Annotated in this window: 15 protein-coding genes and 5 pseudogenes; 5 read left to right on the top strand and 15 right to left on the bottom strand. The window is 76.7% G+C overall.

Annotated features, from left to right (window positions below; all coding sequences use genetic code 11):
- Nucleotides 1-41: 41 nt before the first annotated feature.
- The 7 genes from glmM to eccCa form a co-directional block, all read right to left on the bottom strand.
- On the bottom strand, nt 42-1,379 hold the full coding sequence (glmM, locus tag KPL57_RS10675; RefSeq protein WP_075310174.1) for a phosphoglucosamine mutase: 1,338 nt from the start codon (nt 1,377-1,379) through the stop codon (nt 42-44).
- Nucleotides 1,380-1,390: 11 nt separating this feature from the next.
- Nucleotides 1,391-1,957, bottom strand: a complete 567-nt coding sequence (rpsI, locus tag KPL57_RS10670) for a 30S ribosomal protein S9 (protein ID WP_043277021.1) — start codon at nt 1,955-1,957, stop codon at nt 1,391-1,393.
- 29 nt (nt 1,958-1,986) lie between these two features.
- Nucleotides 1,987-2,430, bottom strand: coding sequence for a 50S ribosomal protein L13 (gene rplM, locus KPL57_RS10665; RefSeq protein WP_020622762.1), 444 nt, complete (start codon nt 2,428-2,430; stop codon nt 1,987-1,989).
- Nucleotides 2,431-2,505: 75 nt separating this feature from the next.
- Nucleotides 2,506-2,955, bottom strand: a complete 450-nt coding sequence (locus tag KPL57_RS10660; RefSeq protein WP_226351468.1) for a WXG100 family type VII secretion target — start codon at nt 2,953-2,955, stop codon at nt 2,506-2,508.
- 14 nt (nt 2,956-2,969) lie between these two features.
- Nucleotides 2,970-3,272: a WXG100 family type VII secretion target gene (locus KPL57_RS10655; RefSeq protein WP_226351467.1), complete on the bottom strand. Its 303-nt coding sequence runs from the start codon at nt 3,270-3,272 to the stop codon at nt 2,970-2,972.
- Nucleotides 3,273-3,428: 156 nt separating this feature from the next.
- Nucleotides 3,429-4,886, bottom strand: coding sequence for a type VII secretion-associated protein (locus KPL57_RS69560; RefSeq protein ID WP_226351466.1), 1,458 nt, complete (start codon nt 4,884-4,886; stop codon nt 3,429-3,431).
- Complete coding sequence (eccCa, locus tag KPL57_RS10645) at nt 4,883-8,749, bottom strand: type VII secretion protein EccCa (RefSeq protein WP_226351465.1); 3,867 nt, start codon at nt 8,747-8,749, stop codon at nt 4,883-4,885. The genes KPL57_RS69560 and eccCa overlap by 4 nt, the downstream gene beginning before the upstream one ends.
- 118 nt (nt 8,750-8,867) lie before the next feature.
- Here eccCa and KPL57_RS72000 point away from each other — a divergent pair.
- The 3 genes and pseudogenes from KPL57_RS72000 to KPL57_RS71995 all read left to right on the top strand — a co-directional run.
- A pseudogene (locus KPL57_RS72000) lies at nt 8,868-9,050 on the top strand (EsaB/YukD family protein); the annotation flags it as partial.
- Nucleotides 9,043-9,951, top strand: a complete 909-nt coding sequence (eccD, locus tag KPL57_RS10635) for a type VII secretion integral membrane protein EccD (RefSeq protein WP_226351464.1) — start codon at nt 9,043-9,045, stop codon at nt 9,949-9,951. The pseudogene KPL57_RS72000 and the gene eccD, both read left to right, overlap by 8 nt.
- A 505-nt stretch (nt 9,952-10,456) precedes the next feature.
- Nucleotides 10,457-11,464 (top strand): annotated as a pseudogene (locus KPL57_RS71995) (S8 family serine peptidase); the annotation flags it as partial.
- A gap of 376 nt (nt 11,465-11,840) precedes the next feature.
- Here the strand turns inward: KPL57_RS71995 and eccB are convergent.
- Nucleotides 11,841-13,271: a type VII secretion protein EccB gene (gene eccB, locus KPL57_RS10625; RefSeq protein WP_226351463.1), complete on the bottom strand. Its 1,431-nt coding sequence runs from the start codon at nt 13,269-13,271 to the stop codon at nt 11,841-11,843.
- Between the two features lie 117 nt (nt 13,272-13,388).
- A complete protein-coding gene (locus tag KPL57_RS10620; protein WP_226351462.1) occupies nt 13,389-14,291 on the bottom strand; it encodes a metal-dependent hydrolase in 903 nt (300 codons plus the stop codon).
- Between the two features lie 133 nt (nt 14,292-14,424).
- On the opposite strand from KPL57_RS10620, the gene KPL57_RS10615 reads away from it, so the two are divergent.
- Entirely contained in the window at nt 14,425-15,078 is a 654-nt protein-coding gene (locus KPL57_RS10615) for a TetR/AcrR family transcriptional regulator (RefSeq protein WP_226351461.1), read from the top strand.
- 3 nt (nt 15,079-15,081) lie between these two features.
- Here the strand turns inward: KPL57_RS10615 and KPL57_RS10610 are convergent, their stop codons facing one another.
- The 3 genes from KPL57_RS10610 to KPL57_RS10600 are packed head-to-tail and all read right to left on the bottom strand — an operon-like array spanning nt 15,082 to nt 17,871.
- Nucleotides 15,082-15,525 (bottom strand): nucleoside deaminase, encoded by a 444-nt coding sequence (locus KPL57_RS10610; protein WP_226351460.1) that lies wholly within the window; start codon nt 15,523-15,525, stop codon nt 15,082-15,084.
- Between the two features lie 10 nt (nt 15,526-15,535).
- Nucleotides 15,536-16,465, bottom strand: a complete 930-nt coding sequence (locus KPL57_RS10605; RefSeq protein ID WP_226351459.1) for an isopenicillin N synthase family oxygenase — start codon at nt 16,463-16,465, stop codon at nt 15,536-15,538.
- On the bottom strand, nt 16,462-17,871 hold the full coding sequence (locus tag KPL57_RS10600; protein WP_226351458.1) for a cytosine permease: 1,410 nt from the start codon (nt 17,869-17,871) through the stop codon (nt 16,462-16,464). Before KPL57_RS10600 ends, KPL57_RS10605 begins: the two co-directional genes overlap by 4 nt.
- A gap of 127 nt (nt 17,872-17,998) precedes the next feature.
- Here KPL57_RS10600 and KPL57_RS10595 point away from each other — a divergent pair, with 127 nt between their 5' ends.
- Nucleotides 17,999-18,469, top strand: coding sequence for a hypothetical protein (locus KPL57_RS10595; protein ID WP_226351457.1), 471 nt, complete (start codon nt 17,999-18,001; stop codon nt 18,467-18,469).
- 49 nt (nt 18,470-18,518) lie between these two features.
- Here the strand turns inward: KPL57_RS10595 and truA are convergent.
- From truA to KPL57_RS10580, 3 pseudogenes are all read right to left on the bottom strand, one after another.
- Nucleotides 18,519-19,324, bottom strand: a pseudogene (truA, locus tag KPL57_RS10590) (tRNA pseudouridine(38-40) synthase TruA).
- Nucleotides 19,325-19,653: 329 nt separating this feature from the next.
- Nucleotides 19,654-20,138 (bottom strand): annotated as a pseudogene (gene rplQ, locus KPL57_RS10585) (50S ribosomal protein L17).
- A 2-nt stretch (nt 20,139-20,140) separates the two neighbouring features.
- A pseudogene (locus KPL57_RS10580) lies at nt 20,141-20,431 on the bottom strand (DNA-directed RNA polymerase subunit alpha C-terminal domain-containing protein); the annotation flags it as partial.

Genomic DNA, 20,431 nt, shown 5'->3' with positions numbered 1-20,431 from the left:
GCCACCCGGTGTGGGTGACGGCCCCGATCGGCGTGCGTCGGTCAGCGCGCGGCGGCGACGATCTCGGCCAGCCGGCCCGCGACGGCATCGGCCTCGTCCTCGCTGGGCGCCTCGACCATCACGCGGACGAGCTGCTCGGTGCCCGACGGGCGCAGCAGCACCCGGCCGGTGTCGCCCAGCTCCGCCTCGGCCTTCGCGACGGCCTCGGCCACGTCCGCCGACGCGGCGACCGCGTCCTTGTCCGCGACGGGCACGTTGCGCAGCACCTGCGGCAGCACCGTGACCACCGAGGCCAGCTCGGCCAGCGGGGTGCCGGTCTGCGCGACCCGCGACATCAGCCGCAGGGCGGTGAGCAGACCGTCGCCGGTCGTGGCGTGGCCCGGCAGCACCACGTGCCCGGACTGCTCGCCGCCGAGGGTGAACCCGCCCTCGCGCAGCCGTTCCAGCACGTAGCGGTCGCCGACCTTGGTGGTGTCCAGGGTGATCCCGGCCTCGCGCATGGCGATGTGCAGGCCCAGGTTGCTCATCACCGTGGCGACGAGCGTGTCGTGCGCGAGCTCGCCGGCCTCGCGCATGGCGAGTGCCAGCACCGCCATGATCCGGTCACCGTCGACGACCGCACCGGTCGCGTCCACGGCCAGGCAGCGGTCGGCGTCACCGTCGTGGGCGATGCCGAGATCGGCGCCGTGCTCCAGGACCGCGGACCGCAGCAGGTCCAGGTGGGTGGACCCGACGCCGTCGTTGATGTTGAGACCGTCCGGCTCGGCGTGCAGCGCGATCACGTCGGCGCCCGCCTGCCGGTAGGCCTCCGGCGCGGCCAGCGCCGCGGCGCCGTGCGCGCAGTCGACGACCACGCGCAGCCCGGACAGCGAGCCCGGTGCGGCGGACAGCAGGTGCGCGACGTAGACGTCGGTGGCGTCCGGCGCGTCCCAGACCCGGCCGATGCCGTCACCGGTCGGTCGGGCACCGAGACCCTCGGCGAACTGCTGCTCGATCGCGTCCTCGACGTCGTCGGGCAGCTTGTGACCGCCCGCGGCGAAGAGCTTGATGCCGTTGTCGGGCATCGGGTTGTGCGACGCGGAGATCATCACGCCGAGGTCGGCGCCGGTCTCGGCGACCAGGTGCGCGACGCCCGGGGTCGGCAGCACGCCGACCCGGATCGCGTCCGCACCGGCCGAGGTGAGCCCGGCGACGACCGCGGCCTCGAGCATCTCGCCGCTCGCGCGGGGGTCGCGTCCGACGACCGCGAGGGGCCGGCGGCCGGAGCCGTTCGAGAGCGTGCGGGCGGCCGAGGCACAGACACCAACGGCGAACTCCGGAGTGAGGAGTTCGCCGTTGGCCAGGCCCCGGACGCCGTCGGTTCCGAAGAGACGAGGCATCCGGTGTGCGATCAGCGCTTGGAGTACTGGGGCGCCTTACGGGCCTTCTTGAGGCCGTACTTCTTGCGCTCGACGGCGCGGGCGTCACGGGTCAGCCAGCCGGCCTTCTTCAGGGGCGGGCGGTCCTCGGAGTCCAGCTCGACCAGCGCACGGGCGATCGCCAGACGCAGAGCGCCGGCCTGACCCGCGGTGCCGCCACCCTTGAGGTTGGCGAAGATGTCGAAGCGCTCGGTCTTCTCGACGAGGACCAGCGGCTCCTTCACGATCTGCTGGTGCAGCTTGTTCGGGAAGTACACCTCGAGCGGCTTGCCGTTCAGGGTGAACCCGCCGGTGCCCGGCAGCAGCCGGACGCGGACGACGGCCTCCTTGCGGCGGCCGACGGTCTGGACCGGGCGGTCGCCCAGCACGGGGGCCTCGGCGGCGAACTCGTCGGCGTCGAAGTCGGCGGCGTCACCGATGGTGTAGTCGACGTCGGCGACCTCGGTGTCGGCGGCCTCGGTCTCGGTCGCCTCGGCGGCCGCACCCTCGGTCTCGACCGCGTCGACGACCTCGTCGGGTCCGTTCTCGGGGCTGGTCACGGGCTGTCCCTCTTCGTTGCTCGGGGTGGTCACTGGCTGACCTGCTTGATCTCGAACGGCTGCGGCTTCTGGGCCTCGTGCGGGTGCGCCGGGCCGGCGTAGACCTTCAGCTTCTTGGCCATGGCGCGGCCGAGGCGGTTCTTCGGCAGCATGCCCTTGATCGCCTTCTCGACGAGGCGGTCGGGCTGGCTGTCGATCATCTCGCCGACGGAGCGCTGGCGGAGGCCACCCGGGAAGCCGGAGTGGCGGTAGACGAACTTGTCGGCCCGCTTGTTGCCGGACACCGAGATCTTCTCCGCGTTCACGATGACCACGAAGTCGCCGTTGTCGACGTGCGGGGCGTAGGTCGGCTTGTGCTTCCCGCGCAGCAGCGTGGCAGCGTGGGTGGCGAGCCGACCGAGGCGCACGTCCTCGGCGTCGATCACGTGCCAGGCGTGCTGGATGTCGCCGGGCTTGGGGCTGTACGTGGGCACGGATCTACCTCGTCGTCGTTCTCGGCTGGTGGGCCGTCCGCACGGGTTCCGGCCCACTCTCTAGTCTCTGGTTCCTCAGCGTGCTGCTGGTGGACGCCGGAGGGACGCTCGATCCCGCCGCTGTCGCCGGAGGACGGCGCCCGCGGGTCTCCACCGCTGCACAACGAGAGCCAAGCGTACCCGCCGGTTCCGGGGGCGGACGCAAGGGGGTCGTCCGGGCCCCCGGACCGGGGGGCAGGCGAACCGGGCCCGGTTCGCCTGCTCGGTGGCGCGGTAGTTCTGACCGGCCTGGCCGACCAGCTTCCCGATGGTGCCCAGCGTGGTGGTCAGCTCGGCCGCCGAGGTGTCCCACTTCTGCTGCGACGCCTGGTAGGTGCTGGCCGCGTCGCCGGTCCAGGCCCCGACCATCGGCGCCAGGTAGCGCCGCAGGTCCTCGAGCTGGGAGTTGATGCGCGCGGTCGTCGCGACGGTGTCGACCGACGCCCGCTCGAGCGCGCTGAAGGTGACCTTGATCTCGGATCCCACGGTGTAGCTCCCCCTCACCCGAGCACCGACGTGATGGCGGTGCGGTTCTGGTCCTCCTGCTGCTGGTACGTCGTCGCCGTGCCGCTGAGCTGCTCACCGATCGCGCCCAGCGCCTCGTTCAGCCGCCGCGCCTCGGTGTCCCACTTGGCCATCAGCTGGGCGAACGCCGTCGCCGCGCTGCCGGACCACTGGCCCTGCAGCGGCCCCAGCTGGCTGCGCAGGCGGGCGAGCTCGCCGTTGACGGCGTCGCTCACCGCCCGCACCTGGCCCGCCGCGCGCACCATCTCCTCGGTCGTCGTACCGAACCCGTCGGCCATGGACCCCACCTCGTCCCCGTCCCGTCGCCCGGCCGGTCGGGTGTCCGGCGACCGGGCCCGGGGACGCGGTGTCCCCGGCCCGCGCACAGTGGCAGGGCGGCCGGGCCGCCGTGGCCGAACGGCGCGGACCGTTCGCGACCGGGAACGCCGCCCGGGTCACCGCACCCGGTGCAGCGAGGCGACGACCTCGACGCAGGCGGGCGCGACCGGGGCGGCGGCGGGCCTGCGGCACCCGGCGACGAGCTGGTCGGAGCCGTCGAACACGACGTGCCAGTCGACGACGGTCCCGTCGCCGGGGTCCTCGCTCCACCGCAGGACCGGCCGCCCGCCGACCGTCGCGCTCGCCGGGCCCTCCCCGTCGACCAGCGCGGCGAGCTCGCGACGGGCACGGTCGGGCTCGCGTCCGGCGTCGTAGCCGAGCGGGCTGCGCTCCAGCACGAGCAGGTCGGCACCGTCGGGGCCGCCGACCGGGGTGAGCAGCACCCGTCGACGCTGCGGGTCGCCGCCGGTGTGCTCCCAGCCGGTGGGCAGGGTGGCGGCGTAGCCGTACTGGACGACCGTCGCCCCGGCCGGTGGCGCCGGGTGCGGGCCCGCCAGGAGCAGCCCGGCGCCGAGCAGGACCGCGCCCAGCGCCCCGGCGACGACGATCGCCGCCCGGGCCCGGTCCGGGCCGTCCGCGAGCGGGGTGGCGGGGACGGGTGCCCCGGCCGGTCCCGGCTCCGCCGGGCCCGCTCCCGCGCCGGGGTCACCGGGCCAGGGGGCGGTACGCCCGGCGCCCGGGCCAGGACCGGGGCCGCCGCCGGGGGCCGGTCCGGGCTCGGTGCCCGGCCCGAGGCCCGGCTCGGTGACCGGCCGTGAGCCCGGCCAGGTGTCCGGCCCGGTGTCGGTGGACACACCGGCCCCGAGCACGGCCGCCCCGACCACCGCCGCCACCTCCGGACCCCAGGGCTCGCCGCCGGCGGGACGCAGCCCGGCGACACGCACCGGGCAGGGCAGCACCGGGCGGGGCAGCCGGGATCCGGCACGATCCGCGGGCCGCGCCGGGTCCCGGCCGTCCGCGCACCCGGCCGTCCCGGGGCCCGGCCCACGGTCGTCCCCCCGACGGTCCGGGCAGGCACCGGACCCGGCGCGCCGATCCGGGGCGTCCGCCACGAGGAGCGGGCCGACCGTCCCCGCGACCACGACCAGCTCCGCACCGGTCGCCCGCACGAGCGCCGCGAGACCCCCGGGGTCAGCGAGGTCCGAGAGGTCAGCGAGGTCCGAGAGGTCGGTGCCCGGCTCCCCCACCGGCTCCGGCACCCCGTCGCGCACGAGGGTCGCGCCGTCGTCGTCGACGACCAGGACCGGCCCGTCCGGCAGCTCCGGTTCGGCCGCGAGCACCGCGACCGAGGCCGGGACCACCAGCACCCGCGGACCTCCGGGGAAGGCACCGCCCGCCGTCGTCCCGACCCGGACGACTACGCCGGGCGGATCGTCGCCGAAGAAGTCCGCGACGGCCGTCGCCGGGGGTGTGCCGGGTGGAGCCGCGGCGACCAGGCGCAGCCCGCCGGCGTCGGCGGCGGCGAGCAGCACCGCGTCGCGGCAGTCGTGCACGGCGACCGCGACGCCGCTCACCCCGGCTCGGTCCAGGCCAGCTGCACCCGGCGCGCCCCGGCCCGCCGGTCGACCAGCACGGCCCGTCCGGGCGGCATCGGCCCGGGGCGGACCTTCTCCAGCAGCGCACCTTCGTCGGGGCCGCCGGAGCCGACCAGGCCGGGGGCGCCGAGCTCGCGCAGCCGCCCGAGGACCGGGTCGAAGAGCGCCCGCCCGGCGCCGCCGGTGCGCCGCGCGAGGACGACGTGCAGCCCGACGTCGCGGGCCTGCGGCAGGTACTCGGCGAGCGCGAGCAGCGGGTGCGTCCCGGTCGACCCGGCCGCGGGGACGACGAGGTCGTAGTCGTCGACGAGCAGCCACACGTCCGGTCCGCTCCACCAGGACCGTTCCCGCAGCTGGGCCGGGGTGACGTCCGGACCGGGCAGCCGCCGTCCGAGGGAGCCCGCGATCTCGGCGCAGGCGTCGGTGGTGGCCTGCGCGGTGGAGGTGTGCGCGAGCAGGTGGCTCTGCGGGATCCCGCCGAGCAGCGTCCGCCGGTGGTCGACGACGACGATCCGCGCCCGGTCGGGCGTCCACCGCGCGGCGATGCCCTGGGCGAGGATCCGCAGCAGCGTCGTCTTGCCGCCACCGGAGTCGGCGAAGCAGAGCAGGTGCGGCTCGTCCGGGTCGAGCTCGACGGTGGCGAGCCGGTCCTCGTCGACGCCGAGCGCGGGCCCGCGGCCCGGTCCGGGCGGGAGCTCGGCGACCTCGATCCGGGCGGGCAGCAGCCGCACCGGGCCGACCGACGGGCCGTCCCAGGCGTCGTCGATCGCCCGGGCGGGGTCGGTGCCGGGTACCAGGCAGGGCGCGGCGAGGACGGTGGCCTCGCCGTCGGCGGACAGGCCCTGCCCGGGCAGCGCCGGCACGGCCGCGGCACGACGCCGGTCCACCTCGGAGTCCGACGGGTCACCCAGCCGCAGCTCGACGCGGCTGCCGAGCTGGTCCTTGAGCGCCGGCCGGATCTCGGCCCAGCGGGCCGCGGACAGCGCGAGGTGCACGCCGTAGGCGAGCCCGCGGGCGGCGAGCGCGGTCAGCTTCTCGTCCAGGTCCTCGAACCCGGCGCGCAGCGCCGCGTAGCCGTCGACGACCAGCAACAGGTCGGTGGCGGGCACCTCGGCGAAGCCGCCCGCGGCGCGACGGGCCCGGAACTCCTCGATCCCGGCGACGCCGTGCGCGGCGAACAGCTGCTCGCGCTCGTCGACGGCGGAGACGGTCTCGGCCACCACCCGACGCACCAGGTCGGTGCCGCGACGGTCGGCGACGGTCCCGACGTGCGGCAGCCCGGCCAGCGGTGCCAGGGTCCCGCCACCCAGGTCGAGCACGTGCACGCCCAGCTCGGCCGGGGTGTGGGTGAGCGCGAGCGCGGTGACGACGGTGCGCAGCGCGGTCGACTTCCCCGACCGCGGCCCCCCGACGACGGCGAGGTGCCCGGCCGCGCCGGACAGGTCCAGCACCAGCGGGTCGCGCCGCTGGGCGTAGGGCCGGTCGACCAGACCGATCGGCGCGGCGAGCCGTCCCACCGGCCCCGGCGCGCACAGCCCCCGCCCGGTCCGGACCAGCGGGTCGCCCAGCACCACCGGCAGCGGCGGCGGCTCCGCGAGCGGCGGCAGCCACACCCGGTGCGCGCGCGGGCCGGGCCCGGACACCGCCTCGGCGATGCGGTCGAGAACGGTGCCGGTGGGGGCCGGCGCGGGGTCCGGCGCCGGGAGCTGCACCGAGGCGGGCAGCGCCACCGGGCCCGCGCGGAACGGCAGCGCGACCCGCGGCGCCCCCGGGGCCCGCCGGCGCGCGGGGCGCGGGGTGTCCGGGCCGGAGACGTAGGCGGCCCGGAAGCGCACGAGCTCGTCGGTGCCCGCGGACAGGTACGCGGCGCCGGGCGTCGGCGGGAGCAGGTGCGCGTCGGGCACGCCCAGCACCGCGCGGGACTCCGCGGCGGAAAACGTGCGCAGCGCGATCCGGTAGGACAGGTGCGACTCCAGGCCGCGCAGCCGGCCCTCCTCCAGGCGCTGCGAGGCCAGCAGCAGGTGGATCCCGAGGGAACGGCCGAGCCGGCCGATCGTCACCATCAGGTCGATCATCTCCGGCCGCTGGGCGAGCAGCTCGGAGAACTCGTCGACGACGACCAGCAGCGACGGCAGCGGGTCCAGCGGCGCCCCGTCCCGACGCAGCGCGTCGTGCTCGGCCAGCGACGACAGGTTCCCCGCGGCGCGCAGTACCTCCTGGCGACGGGTGATCTCCCCGGCGAGCGCGTCGGCCATCCGGTCGACCAGGGTCAGCTCCTCGGCCAGGTTGGTGATCACCGCGGAGGTGTGCGGCAGCCCGGCGAGCCCGAGGAACGTCGCGCCGCCCTTGAAGTCGACGAGCACCAGGTTGAGCTCCTCGGCGGTGTGCGTCGCGACCAGCCCGAGGACCAGCGTGCGCAGCAGCTCGCTCTTGCCGGAGCCGGTCGCGCCGATGCACAGCCCGTGCGGCCCCGCACCGCCCTGTGCGGACTCCTTGAGGTCGAGCAGCACCGGTCGGCCGCCGCCGTCGGTGCCCAGCGGGACCCGCAGCCGCTCCGCGGGGCCCCGTCGCGACCGCAGCACCGCGACGCCGCCGGGGTCCGTCGTGGACAGACTGAGCAGCGACGGCAGCCCGGCCGCCGAACTATCCACACCGGACGCGACGACGTCGGCGGTACCGTCCGGGCGGTAGCGCGCGAGCCGCCGCGCCAGCGCCAGTGCCTCGGCGACGACGAGCCCGTCGGGGACACCGACCTCCCGGCCGCCCGGCCCGCCGCGGCGCAGCGTGCGCACGCCGTCGGGCCCGGTGCCGGCGGCCAGACGCAGCACCGACGCCGCGGGTCTGCGCCCGCCCGCGGGCCCCAGCCGCAGCACCGTGACGCCGGGCAGCCCGGCCCAGGCACCGGGGGTGTCGGCCGCCCCGTCCAGCACGACGAGCAGGTGCTGCTGGGCCGCGGACGGCTCGTCCACCCACCAGCGCCGCACCCGGTCCGGGTCGTCGGTGATCATCCGGACCGGCCCGACGGCGTCGGTGCGCCGCGGATGCGCCACGTGCGGCAGCCACTTCGCCCACTCCCAGCGCGCAGCCGCACCCCCCGGTGCGACGACGGCGAGCCGCGCGTCGTCGGGACCGTGCCAGGTGACGTACTGGGCGACCAGCGCCCTGGCGAGGTCGAGCACCGGTGCGGCGTCCGGGTCCGGCTCGAGCCAGATCGTCGCCGACGCGCGGGTGTCGACGGCCACCGGGAGATCGTCCACCGTGGACCAACGGCGCAGGAACCGGCGCAGCGCCAGTGCGGACAGCGGTTCGAGTGTCTCCATCGGACCGGTGTGCGGCGCGGTGAGCCGGGTGGCGAGCCGCTGCGTGCCGCGCCCGGCCCGCAGGCGGCCGAAGTCGTCGTCGCCGGGGCGGCGCTCCCACAGCCGATCCGCGGCGAGCACGTCCGGCCAGGCTGCCGGGTCGGGGTGCACGGTCTCCAGCGCGTGCCGCTGCTCGGCGGCGATCGCGCGGGCCCGCCCGCCGAGGACGTCGAGGTAGCGCAGGTAGTCGCGGCGGTCCTCGTCCATCGTCGCGGTGCGTGCTCCGGCGCCGCGGCCACCGCCGGCCAGCATGCCCAGCGCGGACAACGCGAACATCCCGCCGAACAGCCACGTGCTCGTGTCCCCGCGCCCCAGCACGACGAACAGCAGCGCGCCGCCGACCATCGCCAGCGGCAGCAGCCGTTGCACGAGGCCGCCGGGGACCGGGCGCTCCGGCTCGGGCGGCGGTTCGAGCACCAGCTCGCCGCCGGGCAGCTCGGGCACCGAGCGCCGCGGACGTCGCATCCCGACGGTTCCCGCCATCGCCTGCCTCCCGTTCACGGTTCTCCCGAACGCCCACGGCGGCACCGCGGCCGTCGGATACTCGCAGCCGCCCCGGGCCCGCCGGGGCCGTTCGGAGAGATCCGTCAGGGAGCCGCTCGTGACCTCCGTCCTGCCCGTACCGGCCGCGACCGACCCCGGCGACGCGACGTCCGCCGACACGGCCGGGCCCGTGCCCGGCCGTTGGACCCGGGTCGGGGTGCACACCCCACGCGGGCGCCTCGACGTGGCGCTGCCCGCCGACGTCGCCGTCGCCGAGCTGGTCCCGATGGTGCGTGAGCTGCTGGGCCGCGCCACCGCGGACATCCCGCAGGCGTGGCGGTTTCACCGGGCCCGCGGGCGGACCGCTGCCCGCGGCCGCCACCCTCGACGAGCTCGGCGTCCGCGAGGGCGAGCTGCTGCACCTGGGCCCGCCGCGCCCGGCACCCGCGCCGCCCGTCCTCGACGACGCCGCCGAGACCGTCGCCGGCGCGGTGCGCGAGGCGGCCGACGCCGCCGGGACGGCGCGCTGGTCCGGCACCGCCGCGGCGGCCCTGGCGACGGCCGCCGCGGGCGCCGTGCTGTCCACCGTGGACGGACCGTGGCGGCCGTGGGCGTGCGCACTCGCCGCCGCGGGCGCCGTCGGTGCGCTGATGGTCGCCCACCGCGGCCGCTACGACGACCGGCTCACGACCGCCGCCGCACTCTGCGCGGTTCCCGCCGCGGCGACGGCCGGGCTCACCGCGCTGCCCGGACCGGCCGGGGCGGGAGCGCTGCTGCTCGCCGCGGCCGGGGCCGGACTGGCCGCCGCCGCGGGCCAGGCGATCGCCCGGGCGGTGTCCCCGGTCCTGCTCGCGGTGGCCCTGGCCGCGTCCGGGACCGCCGTGGCGGCGCTGGCCCGGCTCCTGCTGGAGGCCCCGGTGACGGCCGTCGCCGCCGGTCTCGCGGCCCCGGCACTCGCCGCCGGACCGCTGCTGCCGCGGCTGGCGCTGCGTCTGGCCGGGATCCCGGCCCCGGCCGTCCCGACCGACGCCGACTCCGTCGCGGGCGCCGAGCAGGTGCTGCCCGGCGCGGAGCTGACCGCCCGGGCCGGGCTGGCCCGCGGGCTGCACACCGGGACGCTGGCCGGCACCGCGGTCGTCGCCGCCGGGGCGGGCGCCGTCGCCGCGACGGGGGCTGGACCGGTGGCCTGCTGCTGGTGGTGACGGCGGCGGTGCTGCTCCTGCGGGCCCGTGCGCTCGTCGAGCCCGCGCCGGCCCGCATCCTGACCGGGTCCGCGGTGGTCGCGGTCGCCACCGCCGCCGTCCCGGCGGCGCTCGCGCTGGACCCCGCGCCGCGGCTCGCCGTGGCGGCCGGGCTGCTGCTCGCCGTCGGGCTGGGGGCCGCGGCGGCACGGGCAACGCCGTCGCCGCCGGGCCCGCCGGGCGCTCGACGTGTGCGAGCTCGTCCTCACCGCCGCCGCCGTGCCCGCCGCGCTGGCCGCGATGGGCCTGTTCTCCCTGGTCCGCACCCTGTGACCGGACCGGCCCGGCACCCCACTGCCGCCCCACCGACGGCAGCACCGCGGATCGCGCCGCTGCTGGCGGTGCCGCTGCTGGCCGCGTCGGTCCTCGCGCTGCCCACCCCGCCCCCGACGCCCGGTCCCGTCGCCCCCGCCATGTCCTGCGCCGTCCACACCCCTGTGGGGTCGCCACACCCCGCGCAGCAGGTGTGGGAGCAGGCGGAGGGGTGTGGACGCGGCCGGCCGTCGCGGCGGCCGATCCCGGGCCGCCGGGACCGGCCGACGGGTTGCGGCAGACCCGCGCCTGCACCCCGCCCGGCGACGACGGCCCGGGCGCCGCCCGCGGTGCGGTCCCGCAGCCGCCACCGGGGCTCGCGACCGGCGCGGGGCAGCTCGTCGCCGTCGTCGACACCGGGGTCGCACCGCTGCCCCGGCTGGCCGGACGGCTCGTCGGCGGCGGGGACTACCTCACCGGCGGCGACGGTCTCACCGACTGCGACGGCCACGGCTCCGACGTCGCGCTGCTCCTCGCCGGGGCCGCCGACCCGGTCACCGGGCTCGGCGCGGGCATGGCACCCGGCGCGCGGATCCTGTCGCTGCGCCAGTCCTCTGGGCGGTTCGCCGTGCGCGGCACCGACGGCGCCGAGCGACCCGCCGGCGAGATCCGCACCCTGGCCGCGGCGATCGACCGGGCCGTCGCACTCGGTGCGAGCGTCGTCAACGTGTCCGAGGTGGTGTGCGTGCCGTCCGCGCAGGTCGACTCCGCGGGGGGCGCACTGCGCGAGGCCGTCGACGACGCCGAGCGGGCCGGGGTGCTGGTCGTCGCCGCCGCCGGGAACATCGACGAGGCGGGCACCTGCACCGGCGACCCGGACCTGCGGCCGCTGCCCGCGTCCTACGACTCGGTCCTCGCCGTCGGGGCGGTCGACGGCGACGACGTCCCCGGCGACTTCTCCGTGCCCGGTCCCTGGGTGGACCTCGCCGCCCCGGGCCAGGACCTGCCCCGCCCGTCCGGACCGGACGGCGCGGTGGTCCGCGGGACGTCGTACTCGGCACCGCTGGTCGCGGGGACCGCGGCGCTGCTGCGCGAGCGGTTCCCGATGCTCACCCCGCGCCAGGTCGCCGACCGGTTGCGTGCCACGGCCCGCCCCACCGCGGGCGACGGCCGCACCGGCCACGGCGTGCTCGACCCCGGGGCCGCGCTGACCGCCGAGCCGCTGCTCCTGACCCGGACGGTCCCGCCGGTCCCGGCGACCGCGCCGGCTCACCCGGGGCGGGACGGGCGCCGCTGCCGCTCGCGACGACCCCGCCGCCGGACCTGCCGGCGGTGGCCGGGGTCGGGGCGGTCGCGGCGGTCGGCGGGGCGCTCTTCGCGGCGCTGGCGGGGCTGCGGCGCCGCCCCCGGCGCCCCTGACCTCCGGCCTCCGACACTCCTTGCCCTGCACAGCCGCTCGCCCAGCAGCCGCCCGCAGCCCGCCGGTGTCGCCGCCGCCCCCGTGCGCGGCCGCCCCCCTGTGGGGCCGACCCGTGTGGGGGCCGATCCGTGTGGGGGCCGACCTGTATGGGGGCCGATCCGTGCGCGGCGGCGCACGGTCAGCCCGGCAGGTCCGCCACCTCCCTCGCGGCCGCGACGCTCAGCACGCCCGCCCGCGGCAGCAGCCGCACCATCTCCGCCGGAGCGTCCCCCGCCACCCCGATCCCCAGCGCCCGCCCGGTCTCGGCGGCCGCGACGCCGTGCACCGCGCCGGAGGCGGCGAGCAGCAGGCGCGTCCCGCCGTCGCCGTCGCCGGTGTCGGCAGGCCCGGTCCGCAGCGGCCCCGGACCGGTCACCGGCAGCACCACGGTGTCGAGGGCGGGCCCAGCGTCGTCGGCACCGGCCAGGCGCACCCGGACCGCGCCGGGCGCGACCGGCTCCTCGGTCCCCGCGACGAGTGCGCGCCGCCCCTCCCGCCAGGTCCCGCACAACACCGGCGGCACCTCGGTCACGGCGGACACCTCGGCCCGGGCGGCGGGCCACGCCTCGGCACCGGGCACCCGGGTCTGCGGGACGTCGTCGACCAGGCCGGGCGGCAGCGTCGCCGGCTCGGCCTGCCCGGTCCGGGAGCGGACTGCGTCGGCGAGGGTGACCGGGATCCGGGCGAGCCCGCCGTCGACCACCAGGAAGTACGTCGACCCGGCGCCGAGCGACTGGCTGCGCACGACCTCCCCGCTCCGCCCCAGCCCCGCGACGGGAGTCGGCTCCGGCGTGGGCACCTGCAGCGGCGCGCCCTCCGGGATCGCGGAGAGCAGGCCGTCGCCGACCCGGCGGACGGGCGCGCCGAGCAGGCCGAGGCCGTCGAGGGCGTTCCGGTCGGCTGGGTCGAGCCGGTGCCGGGCGCCGTCGTGGACGAGGTAGGTGGCGCTGCCCTCGGCGGTCAGCAGGACGACCGGTTCCGGACCGGCCGGCGCGGGGCCGAGCGACCCCGCCAGCACCGTCGTGGTGCCGGTGCCGGTGCCCTCACCGCGGGTGTCGCAGACCGCCCACGCGGGCGGGACCGGGACCCCGTCGAGCGGGACGCCGACGGTGCCGGGCACCGCGGCGGGTGCGGTGCGCGGCGCCGCGGCCAGCGCGTCGTCGGGCACCGGGACGGGCACGGCGGTGGCGCCGTCGTCGCGTCCGTGCGCGGCCAGGACCAGCCGCCCGGCGACCGGGTCGGGCACCGGCACGAGCAGCTCGGACCGGTCGGGGGCACGGACCACGGCGTAGAGCACACCGCTGCGCTCCCCCTGCACCAGCGCCCGGGAACGCCAGTCGGTGGCCGGGTCGACCCGGGCCAGCAACGCCGCCACCCCGAGCGCGAGCAGCCCGACCAGCACCCCGGCGAACACCGCGCGATGCTGGGACCGGATCTGTTCGTGCCGCGGCACCGGGTCCGCGCGCACCAGGGCGGCCTCCATCCGGCGCACACCGAAGCGGTGGGCGTCGACCTGGTCGCGGGTCGCCGGGGCGCGCTGCACGCGCGCGGGGGCGGAATCGGTGCGCACCGCACGGACGGTAGGACCGCCGCGGCCCGACCGGACCCTATCCGCGGACGCTGCGTAGAAGTACGCCACCTGACCGCTGCGCGCGGCCCGGGCCGGTGCCGCGGCCGTGGGGCCGGGTCAGGCCTCGCGGAGGGGACGGCGCAACTGCTCGGCCAGGGCGCCGTCCTCGCCGAAGAGGGCGTCGCGCCAGCGCTGCTCCAGCTCACGGGTGTCGTGCCGGTCGGGGTGGAAGCGCGGGCGCCCGAAGACGGGCATCCGGCCCAGCACGCGGCGCAGGAACTGGCCACGGCCGAACAACAGGCGGTAGCCCTCGCGCAGGTCCCGCGGCCGTCGCCAGACGCCCTGCTGCACGAGCAGGTACACCCACCCGAACACGACCGCGGGCAGCACGGTGGCGACGACCAGCGGTGCGGCCCGGCCGCGCTCGGGGCCGTCGGTGCCGATGAGCTCGTAGACGTCCCAGGTCACGGACTTGTGCTCGAGCTCCTCGAGCGCATGCCAGTGCCACAGCTCGCGGATGTCGGCGTGCACCCGCTCGGCGAACTCGTCGCTGCCGAGGATGTCCTCGGCCATCACCGCGGTGAAGTGCTCCATCAGCGCGGTGCAGGCGAGCTGCTGACGCGGGGAGGTGCGGTCGAGGACCTTCAGGGCGAGCGCGACCGCGGCCTCCGGCACGTGCACCGGGAAACCGCGGGAGCGGAACGCCTCGTTGAGCCGGTCGTGCTCGCGGCTGTGGATGACCTCCTGCGCGGTGAACCCGGCGACCCTGGCGCGCAGCTCGGGCTCGGTCACCCGGTCCCGGAAGTGGATCACCGAGCGGACGAAGAAGTCCTCCCCCGGCGGGAAGATCGCCGAGAGCATCGCGAGGAACAGCGTCGCGGTCGCGTTGTCGGCGTAGGCCCAGCGGGCCATCTGCTCGGGCAGCCGGAAGTCCAGGTGGCGCGGCGGGATGCCGACGTCGCCGCCGGTCAGCCTGCGCGGACGTGCGCCGGTTCCGTCATTGGTCGCCGTCTCGGTCACGTCGGTCCTCCGGTCGTCGTCGACGAGCGGGTCGCATCTGGCACAGAAAGTATCCCGTACATCGCGTACCCCTTACTGGCCGATCATGGGTGGCGCCGGGCGCGGTGTCAACCAGGAGCGGGATGATGGCCGGGTGAACGGATCCGTGACCCCCGGCGACGGCCGCGCCCGCCGCTGGGCCGGGCAGCGGGCGGCCCGGCGGGCCGAGGTCGTCGAGGCCGCGATGGCCGCGATCGCCGAGCACGGACCGGAGGCCACGACCGAGCAGATCGCCGGTCGTGCCGGGGTCCCCCGGCCCGCGCTGTACCGGCACTTCGACGGCCTGGAGGACCTGCAGGGCGCGATCGCCGAGGCCGCGCTGGGCCTCTACTCCGAGGCGCTCGCACCGGTGTGGAGCCCGCGCGGGACGCCGCGGGAGATGCTCGTCGCCGCCATCGCGGCGCACGTGCGGTGGCTGGCCGCGCACACCGAGCTCTACCGCTACGTGCTGCGCGCCGCCGGGGTCACGACGGCCGTCACCGACATCCGGCACCGCATCGCCGACCGGATGACCGGTCTGCTGACCGGGGGCTACCCCGGGCTGCCCGCGACCGTCGCGGCGCCGCTGGCCGCGGGCGCGGTCGGACTGGTCGACGGGGCGACCGAGCGCTGGCTCTCCTCGACGGACCCGCTGCCGCTCGACGAGCTCGCCGAGCACCTCGCCCGGTGGGTCTGGTCGGTGCTCGACGCGGCGTTGCGCGAGGTCGCGATCGAGCTCGACCCGGACGTCCCGCTCACGGCGGGCTGAGCACTACTCCGCGACGCCGATGTCCTCGTTCCACAGGTCGGGGCGCTCGGCGACGAACGCGGTCATCATGTCCACGCAACGCGCGTCGTCGAGCACCTGCACGCGCACCCCGTGCTCGGCCAGCCAGTCGTGGCCGCCGTGGAAGGTCCGGGCCTCCCCCACGAGCACCGCGCCGATCCCGAACTGCCGGATCAGCCCCGAGCAGTACCAGCAGGGCGAGAGCGTGGTGACCATCGTCGTGGACCGGTAGTCGCGACGGCGGCCCGCGTCGCGGAACGCCGCGGTCTCGCCGTGCACCGTCGGGTCGCCGTCCTGCACGCGACGGTTGTGGCCGCGCCCGAGCACCTCCCCGTCCGGTCCGACGAGTGCGGCGCCGATCGGGATGCCCCCCGAGGCCAGCCCGGCCATGGCCTGTTCCACCGCGACGTCCAGCCAGCTCGGATCCATGCGCGCGAACCTATACCGAGATCGCGTCGAGGCGTTCGCGCAGGAACGGCGCGGACACCACCGGCTCCAGCGCCGTGCGCCCGAGCGGCGGCGCCAGCGGCGTGACGACGGCGTCGTGGTCCAGCTCGAAGAAGAACACCAACGACACCAGGTCCTCGGTCGGCGCGTGGGTCTGCGGCGGCAGCACCCGGTGCCGCCCGGCCCGCCAGCGGTGCCCGGTCCAGTGCGCGAGCAGGTCGCCGACGTTCACCGTCAGCGCACCCGGGGTGTACGGCGCGTCGGTCCAACCGTGCCCCTCGACGTCGACCTGCAGCCCACCCGCCCCGGGCTCCCGGTCGAGCAGGGTGACGGTGCCGAAGTCGGTGTGCGGGCCGATCCGGAACTGACCGGGCAGCGGTGTCCCGGTCTCGGTCATCGGCGGGTAGCGGTTGATGTTGAACGTCCACGTCGGGTGGGTCGCGAGGTCGCGCAGCGTCGACGGCTCCTGCCCGAGCGCTCCCGCACACAGCTCCAGCAGCGCGCCGGCGACGCGGGTCATCGCCGTGCAGTAGGCGGTCACCGCCTCCCGCAGCGCCGGGACCTGCTCCGGCCAGACGTTCGGCGGGAACCACACCGCGTCGACGTCCGGGTCACCGGTCGGCGCGAAGGGCCCCACCGCGAAGGACTCCTTGAGGTCGGGCGGGGAGTCGCCGCCCTCGACGCGGTCGTTGGCCTCGACACCGGGGGGCAGCCATCCCCGTCCGCCGACGCCGACCGCGTAGCCGTGCTTGACCGGCTCGGGCAGCGCGAAGAACTCGCGCGCCGCGGCCCGCACCGCCTGCGCCGCGGCGTCCGGCACACCGTGCCCGACGACCTGCAGGAACCCGGCCCGTTGCAACGCGATGTCCACCGCGGCCGGGGCCGGCGCGGCCAGGTCCACGGTCGGGATGAGCGCGGTCACCGCGTCCCCCCGTGCGTCGCGACGGCGGTGCGGCGCACCAGCAGCGCGTAGAGCCCGGCCGAGAGCACCAGCCCGACCAGGAAGGTCACGTCGCCGATCCCGGGCAGCAATCGCGGCACCAGCCCGGTGAACAGCTCCTGGTTGGCGAACAGCAGCACCGACACGACGACGCCGACGCCGAGCGCGATCGGGCCCGCGTGGTTGCGGTACGTGCGGTCGTAGAGCAGATCGAGGTCGGTCGGGCGCAGCCACTGGTCGGTGAGCACCACGCCGAGCCACGGCCCGACCCAGTACACGACGACCAGCAGGAACGCCTCGTACCCGGCCGCGGCGTCGCCGAGCGCGACCAGCGCGATCACGAACCCGACCGCCCCGAACGCCAGCGCGACGACGGCACGCGCCCGCGCCAGCGGCACGTCGATGCCGAGGGCTAGGAACGCCATCGCCCCCGAGTAGACGTTGAGGACGTTCGCCGCGACCGCCCCGACCGCGATGGCGACCAGGGTCAGCACGGCCAGCCAGCCGGGCAGCAGGCCGGTGTAGTTCGCGACGGGGTTGTCCGAGTCGAGCCCGGCCGCGGCCGCCGCCCCGACCGACGCCGCGCCGACGGACATGAACACCGTGGTGGACAGGAACAGGCCGCCGCCCGCGGCGAGACCGGTGGCGCGCGCCGACACCGAGCGGGGCAGGTAGCGGGAGTAGTCGGCGGCGTACGGGCTCCAGCCCGCCGAGTACCCGACCACGGCGCCGACGGTCAGCAGGAACCCGCCGACCCCGCCCACCCCGTCCGGCGACGCGGCCGCCCCCGGGTCCGACCCGAGGAGCACCAGCACCGCCCCGACCCCGAGCACGAGCGCGAGCAGCGGGAACGCGAGCCGCTCGAAGGCCTGCACCAGGTTGTGCCCGAAGAACGCGACGGCGACCTGGACGACGACCACCGCCACCAGCCACGCGACCGTCCCGCCGCCGGTGATCGCCGACAGCGCGAACGCGGCGCTGACGCTGTTCACCGCGAACCAGCCGAAGCCCGAGGTGATCGTCATCAGGGCGGCGGGCAGCGCGTTGCCGCGGTGACCGAAGGCGAGCCGCCCCAGCACCATCTGCGGCACCCCGGCGGCCGGTCCGCGGGCGGACAGGATCCCGTGGGCGATCGCGGCGAGCAGGTTCCCGACGACGATCGCCGCGATCGCCGCGATCGCCGTCTGCCCGAACGCCGTCACCGACAGCACGCCGACGAAGATCGTCGCGAACTCCAGGTTCGGCGAGGTCCACGTCCAGAACAGCTGGCGCGGCCTGCCGTGCCGCTCGGAGTCCGGTACGGGCTCGGTGGAGCCCGGTTCGACGGCGACGATGCGGTCGCCGTACCCGCGGTCCGCGGCCACGCCGACGGTGTTCTCGGTGGTCATCGGGTCACTCTGACTCCCGGGACACCCGGGACGGAACCTCGGTAACCGACTGTTGACACGGGTTGGGCCGTCCGGTCGGTAGTCCTGCGGATTCCGCCGGCGGGCCCGGTCCGCCACGATCGTCGGCATGCGGACGTACCTGAACGTGGCCCTGCAGGCCAGCGCCCTCCTGGCCTTCGTGGCCCTGCGGTTCACCGCACCGGGCTGGTTCCTCATCATCCTGATCATGACCCTGGTGGGTCCGGCCCTGCTGACGGTGCCGACGGTCCTGTCGCTGACCGTGATCCGACGCCGCGTCCTCACCCCGGCGGTGACCGCCCCGTTCCTCGCCTGCGCCGGCTTCCTGCTCGCCGGCGGGCTGCTGATGCCCGACTTCGGCGACAGCGAGGACTCCGAGCGCGCCCCGCTGTCGGTGCTGCTCGAGTCCGCCGGGCTGTCCGCCGGGCCGACCGAGCCGCTGTACGTCCTCGGCTCGCTGGCCCTGCTCGGCTGGTCGGTGTCGCTGGTGTGGCTGGGCGTGGCCCTGGCGCTCGACGCCCGCCGGACCCACCGCGTCGCCGGGCCGCCGCACCCGGCGTGGGTGCGGCCGATCGGCTGAGGCCGCTCGCCCCCGTCCGCGCATCCGGGCCGGTCGCGACGGGGCCTGCTCAGCCCTCGCCCGGCACCCGGATCCGCCGGGTCCGCTCGGCGCGGGCGGCGAGCTCGTCGTCGGCGGGGTAGTCGACGCCGGTCAGCGACAGGCCGTGCGGCGGCGCGACGGTCACCTCGGAGGCGCGCACCTCGCGGCGCAGCAGCCCCGCGGGCCAGTCGACGGGCCTGCGACCACGGCCGACCTCGAACACCGCGCCGACCAGGCTGCGGACCATCGAGTGGCAGAACGCGTCCGCCGAGACCGCCGCGACGAGCACACCCGGCTCACCCGGCGCGGGCGACCAGTCGAAGCGCTGCAGCGCGCGCACGGTCGTCGCGCCCTCGCGGCGCTTGCAGAACGCGGCGAAGTCGTGCTCGCCCAGCAGCAGCGCCGAGGCGGCGTTCATCGGCTCCGGGTCCAGTGGGTACGGCCAGGCGACGGTCTCCCCGCGCCCGCAGCGGCTCGGCACCGAACGGGGCCGTGGTGACCCGGTAGCGGTAGTGGCGGCGCAGCGCGGAGAAGCGGGCGTCGAAGTGTCGGGCACCTGCCCGAGGTCGTGCACCCGCACGTCCGGCGGCAGCAGCCGGTTCAACCGCCGCAGCAGACCGTCGATCTGCGGGCGAGGGTCGCCGGGAGGTCGACGTGACAGACCTGCCCTGAGGCGTGCAACCCGGCGTCGGTACGTCCGGCGACGGTGAGCCGCAGCGGGGTGCGCAGCACGGTCGACAGTGCCTCGGTGAGCACGCCCTGCACGGTGCGCCGGGTCGGCTGCTGCGCCCACCCGGAGAAGTCGGCGCCGTCGTAGGCGACGTCGAGTCGCAGCCGCACGGTGCCCGACCCGGAACCCGGAAACGCCGATGAGCCCGCCGTCGGTGACGGCGGGCTCATCGGAGTGGTGCGGACCGATCAGGAGTCGGACCCCTGCTGGGACGCCGGCTTCGCGAAGCCGGCCGCCTCGGCGGCCTCCTCGGTGCGAAACCAGACTCGGCCACGGTGCGGTCGTAGAAACGCCGATCCGGGGACGTGGTAGAGCTTCGAGTCCTCGTTGCCCTTGATCTCGAAGCCCTCGGGGGGCCTCGGCCGGGTCCTCCAGCGGGGCGTGCGAGCCCTCGCCGTAGGGCGGCCTCGGGACGGTGACGGTCGGACGCCCTTCAGCTCCTCGGCGGCCGCGGTCGAGTCGCCTGCGCCTGCTCGATCTTGGCCTCGGTCACCTCGGCCGCGGCCGGGGCCTTCCTGCGAGGCGGCCGCGCGACGGGCACGGTTGGCCTCGTCGGTGACCGTCTTCTGCTGGACCAGCTCGATGACCGCCATCGGGGCGTTGTCGCCCTTGCGCGGCATCGTCTTGGTGATCCGGGTGTAGCCACCGTTGCGGTCCGCGAAGAACGGGCCGATCTCGGTGACGAGGCGGTGCACGACCGCTTGTCGCGGATCACCTTCATGATCTCGCGCCGGTTGTGCAGGTCGCCGGCCTTGGCCTTGGTGATCAGCCGCTCCGCGTACGGACGCAGCCGCCGGGCCTTGCCTCGGTGGTGGTGATCCGGCCGTGTTCGAACAGCGAGGTCGCCAGGTTGGCCAGGATCAGCCGCTGGTGCGCGGGTGACCCGCCGAGGCGGGCACCCTTGGTGGGCTGGGGCATGGCTACAACTGCTCCGTTTCTGCGTAGTCCTGACCGTCGTCACCGAAGGTGTCCGGGTCGAACCCGCTCCCACCGTCGACGCCGTAGTCGCTCGCCGCCGCCGACGGGGCGACCCGGGCGGGCTGTCCTTGAGGGCCAGGCCGAGGCCGACGAGCTTCATCTTGACCTCGTCGATCGACTTGGCCGCCGAAGTTGCGGATGTCGAGCAGGTCCGCCTCGCTGCGGCCGACGAGCTCGCCGACCGTGTGGATGCCCTCGCGCTTGAGGCAGTTGTAGGACCGGACCGTGAGGTC

The organism is Pseudonocardia sp. ICBG601 (assembly GCF_020496245.1).
The sequence above is the reverse complement of the archived record's forward strand: the minus strand, read 5'-3'. Positions and strand labels throughout refer to the sequence as shown.

What these genes read in the sequence shown, in the direction of transcription:
- glmM (WP_075310174.1), bottom strand. Translation starts at nt 1,379, where the DNA reads ATGCCTCGTCTCTTCGGAACCGACGGCGTCCGGGGCCTGGCCAACGGC.
- KPL57_RS10655 (WP_226351467.1), bottom strand. Translation starts at nt 3,272, where the DNA reads ATGGCCGACGGGTTCGGTACGACGACCGAGGAGATGGTGCGCGCGGCG.
- eccCa (WP_226351465.1), bottom strand. Translation starts at nt 8,749, where the DNA reads ATGGCGGGAACCGTCGGGATGCGACGTCCGCGGCGCTCGGTGCCCGAG.
- KPL57_RS10610 (WP_226351460.1), bottom strand. Translation starts at nt 15,525, where the DNA reads ATGGATCCGAGCTGGCTGGACGTCGCGGTGGAACAGGCCATGGCCGGG.
- KPL57_RS10600 (WP_226351458.1), bottom strand. Translation starts at nt 17,871, where the DNA reads ATGACCACCGAGAACACCGTCGGCGTGGCCGCGGACCGCGGGTACGGC.
- KPL57_RS10595 (WP_226351457.1), top strand. Translation starts at nt 17,999, where the DNA reads ATGCGGACGTACCTGAACGTGGCCCTGCAGGCCAGCGCCCTCCTGGCC.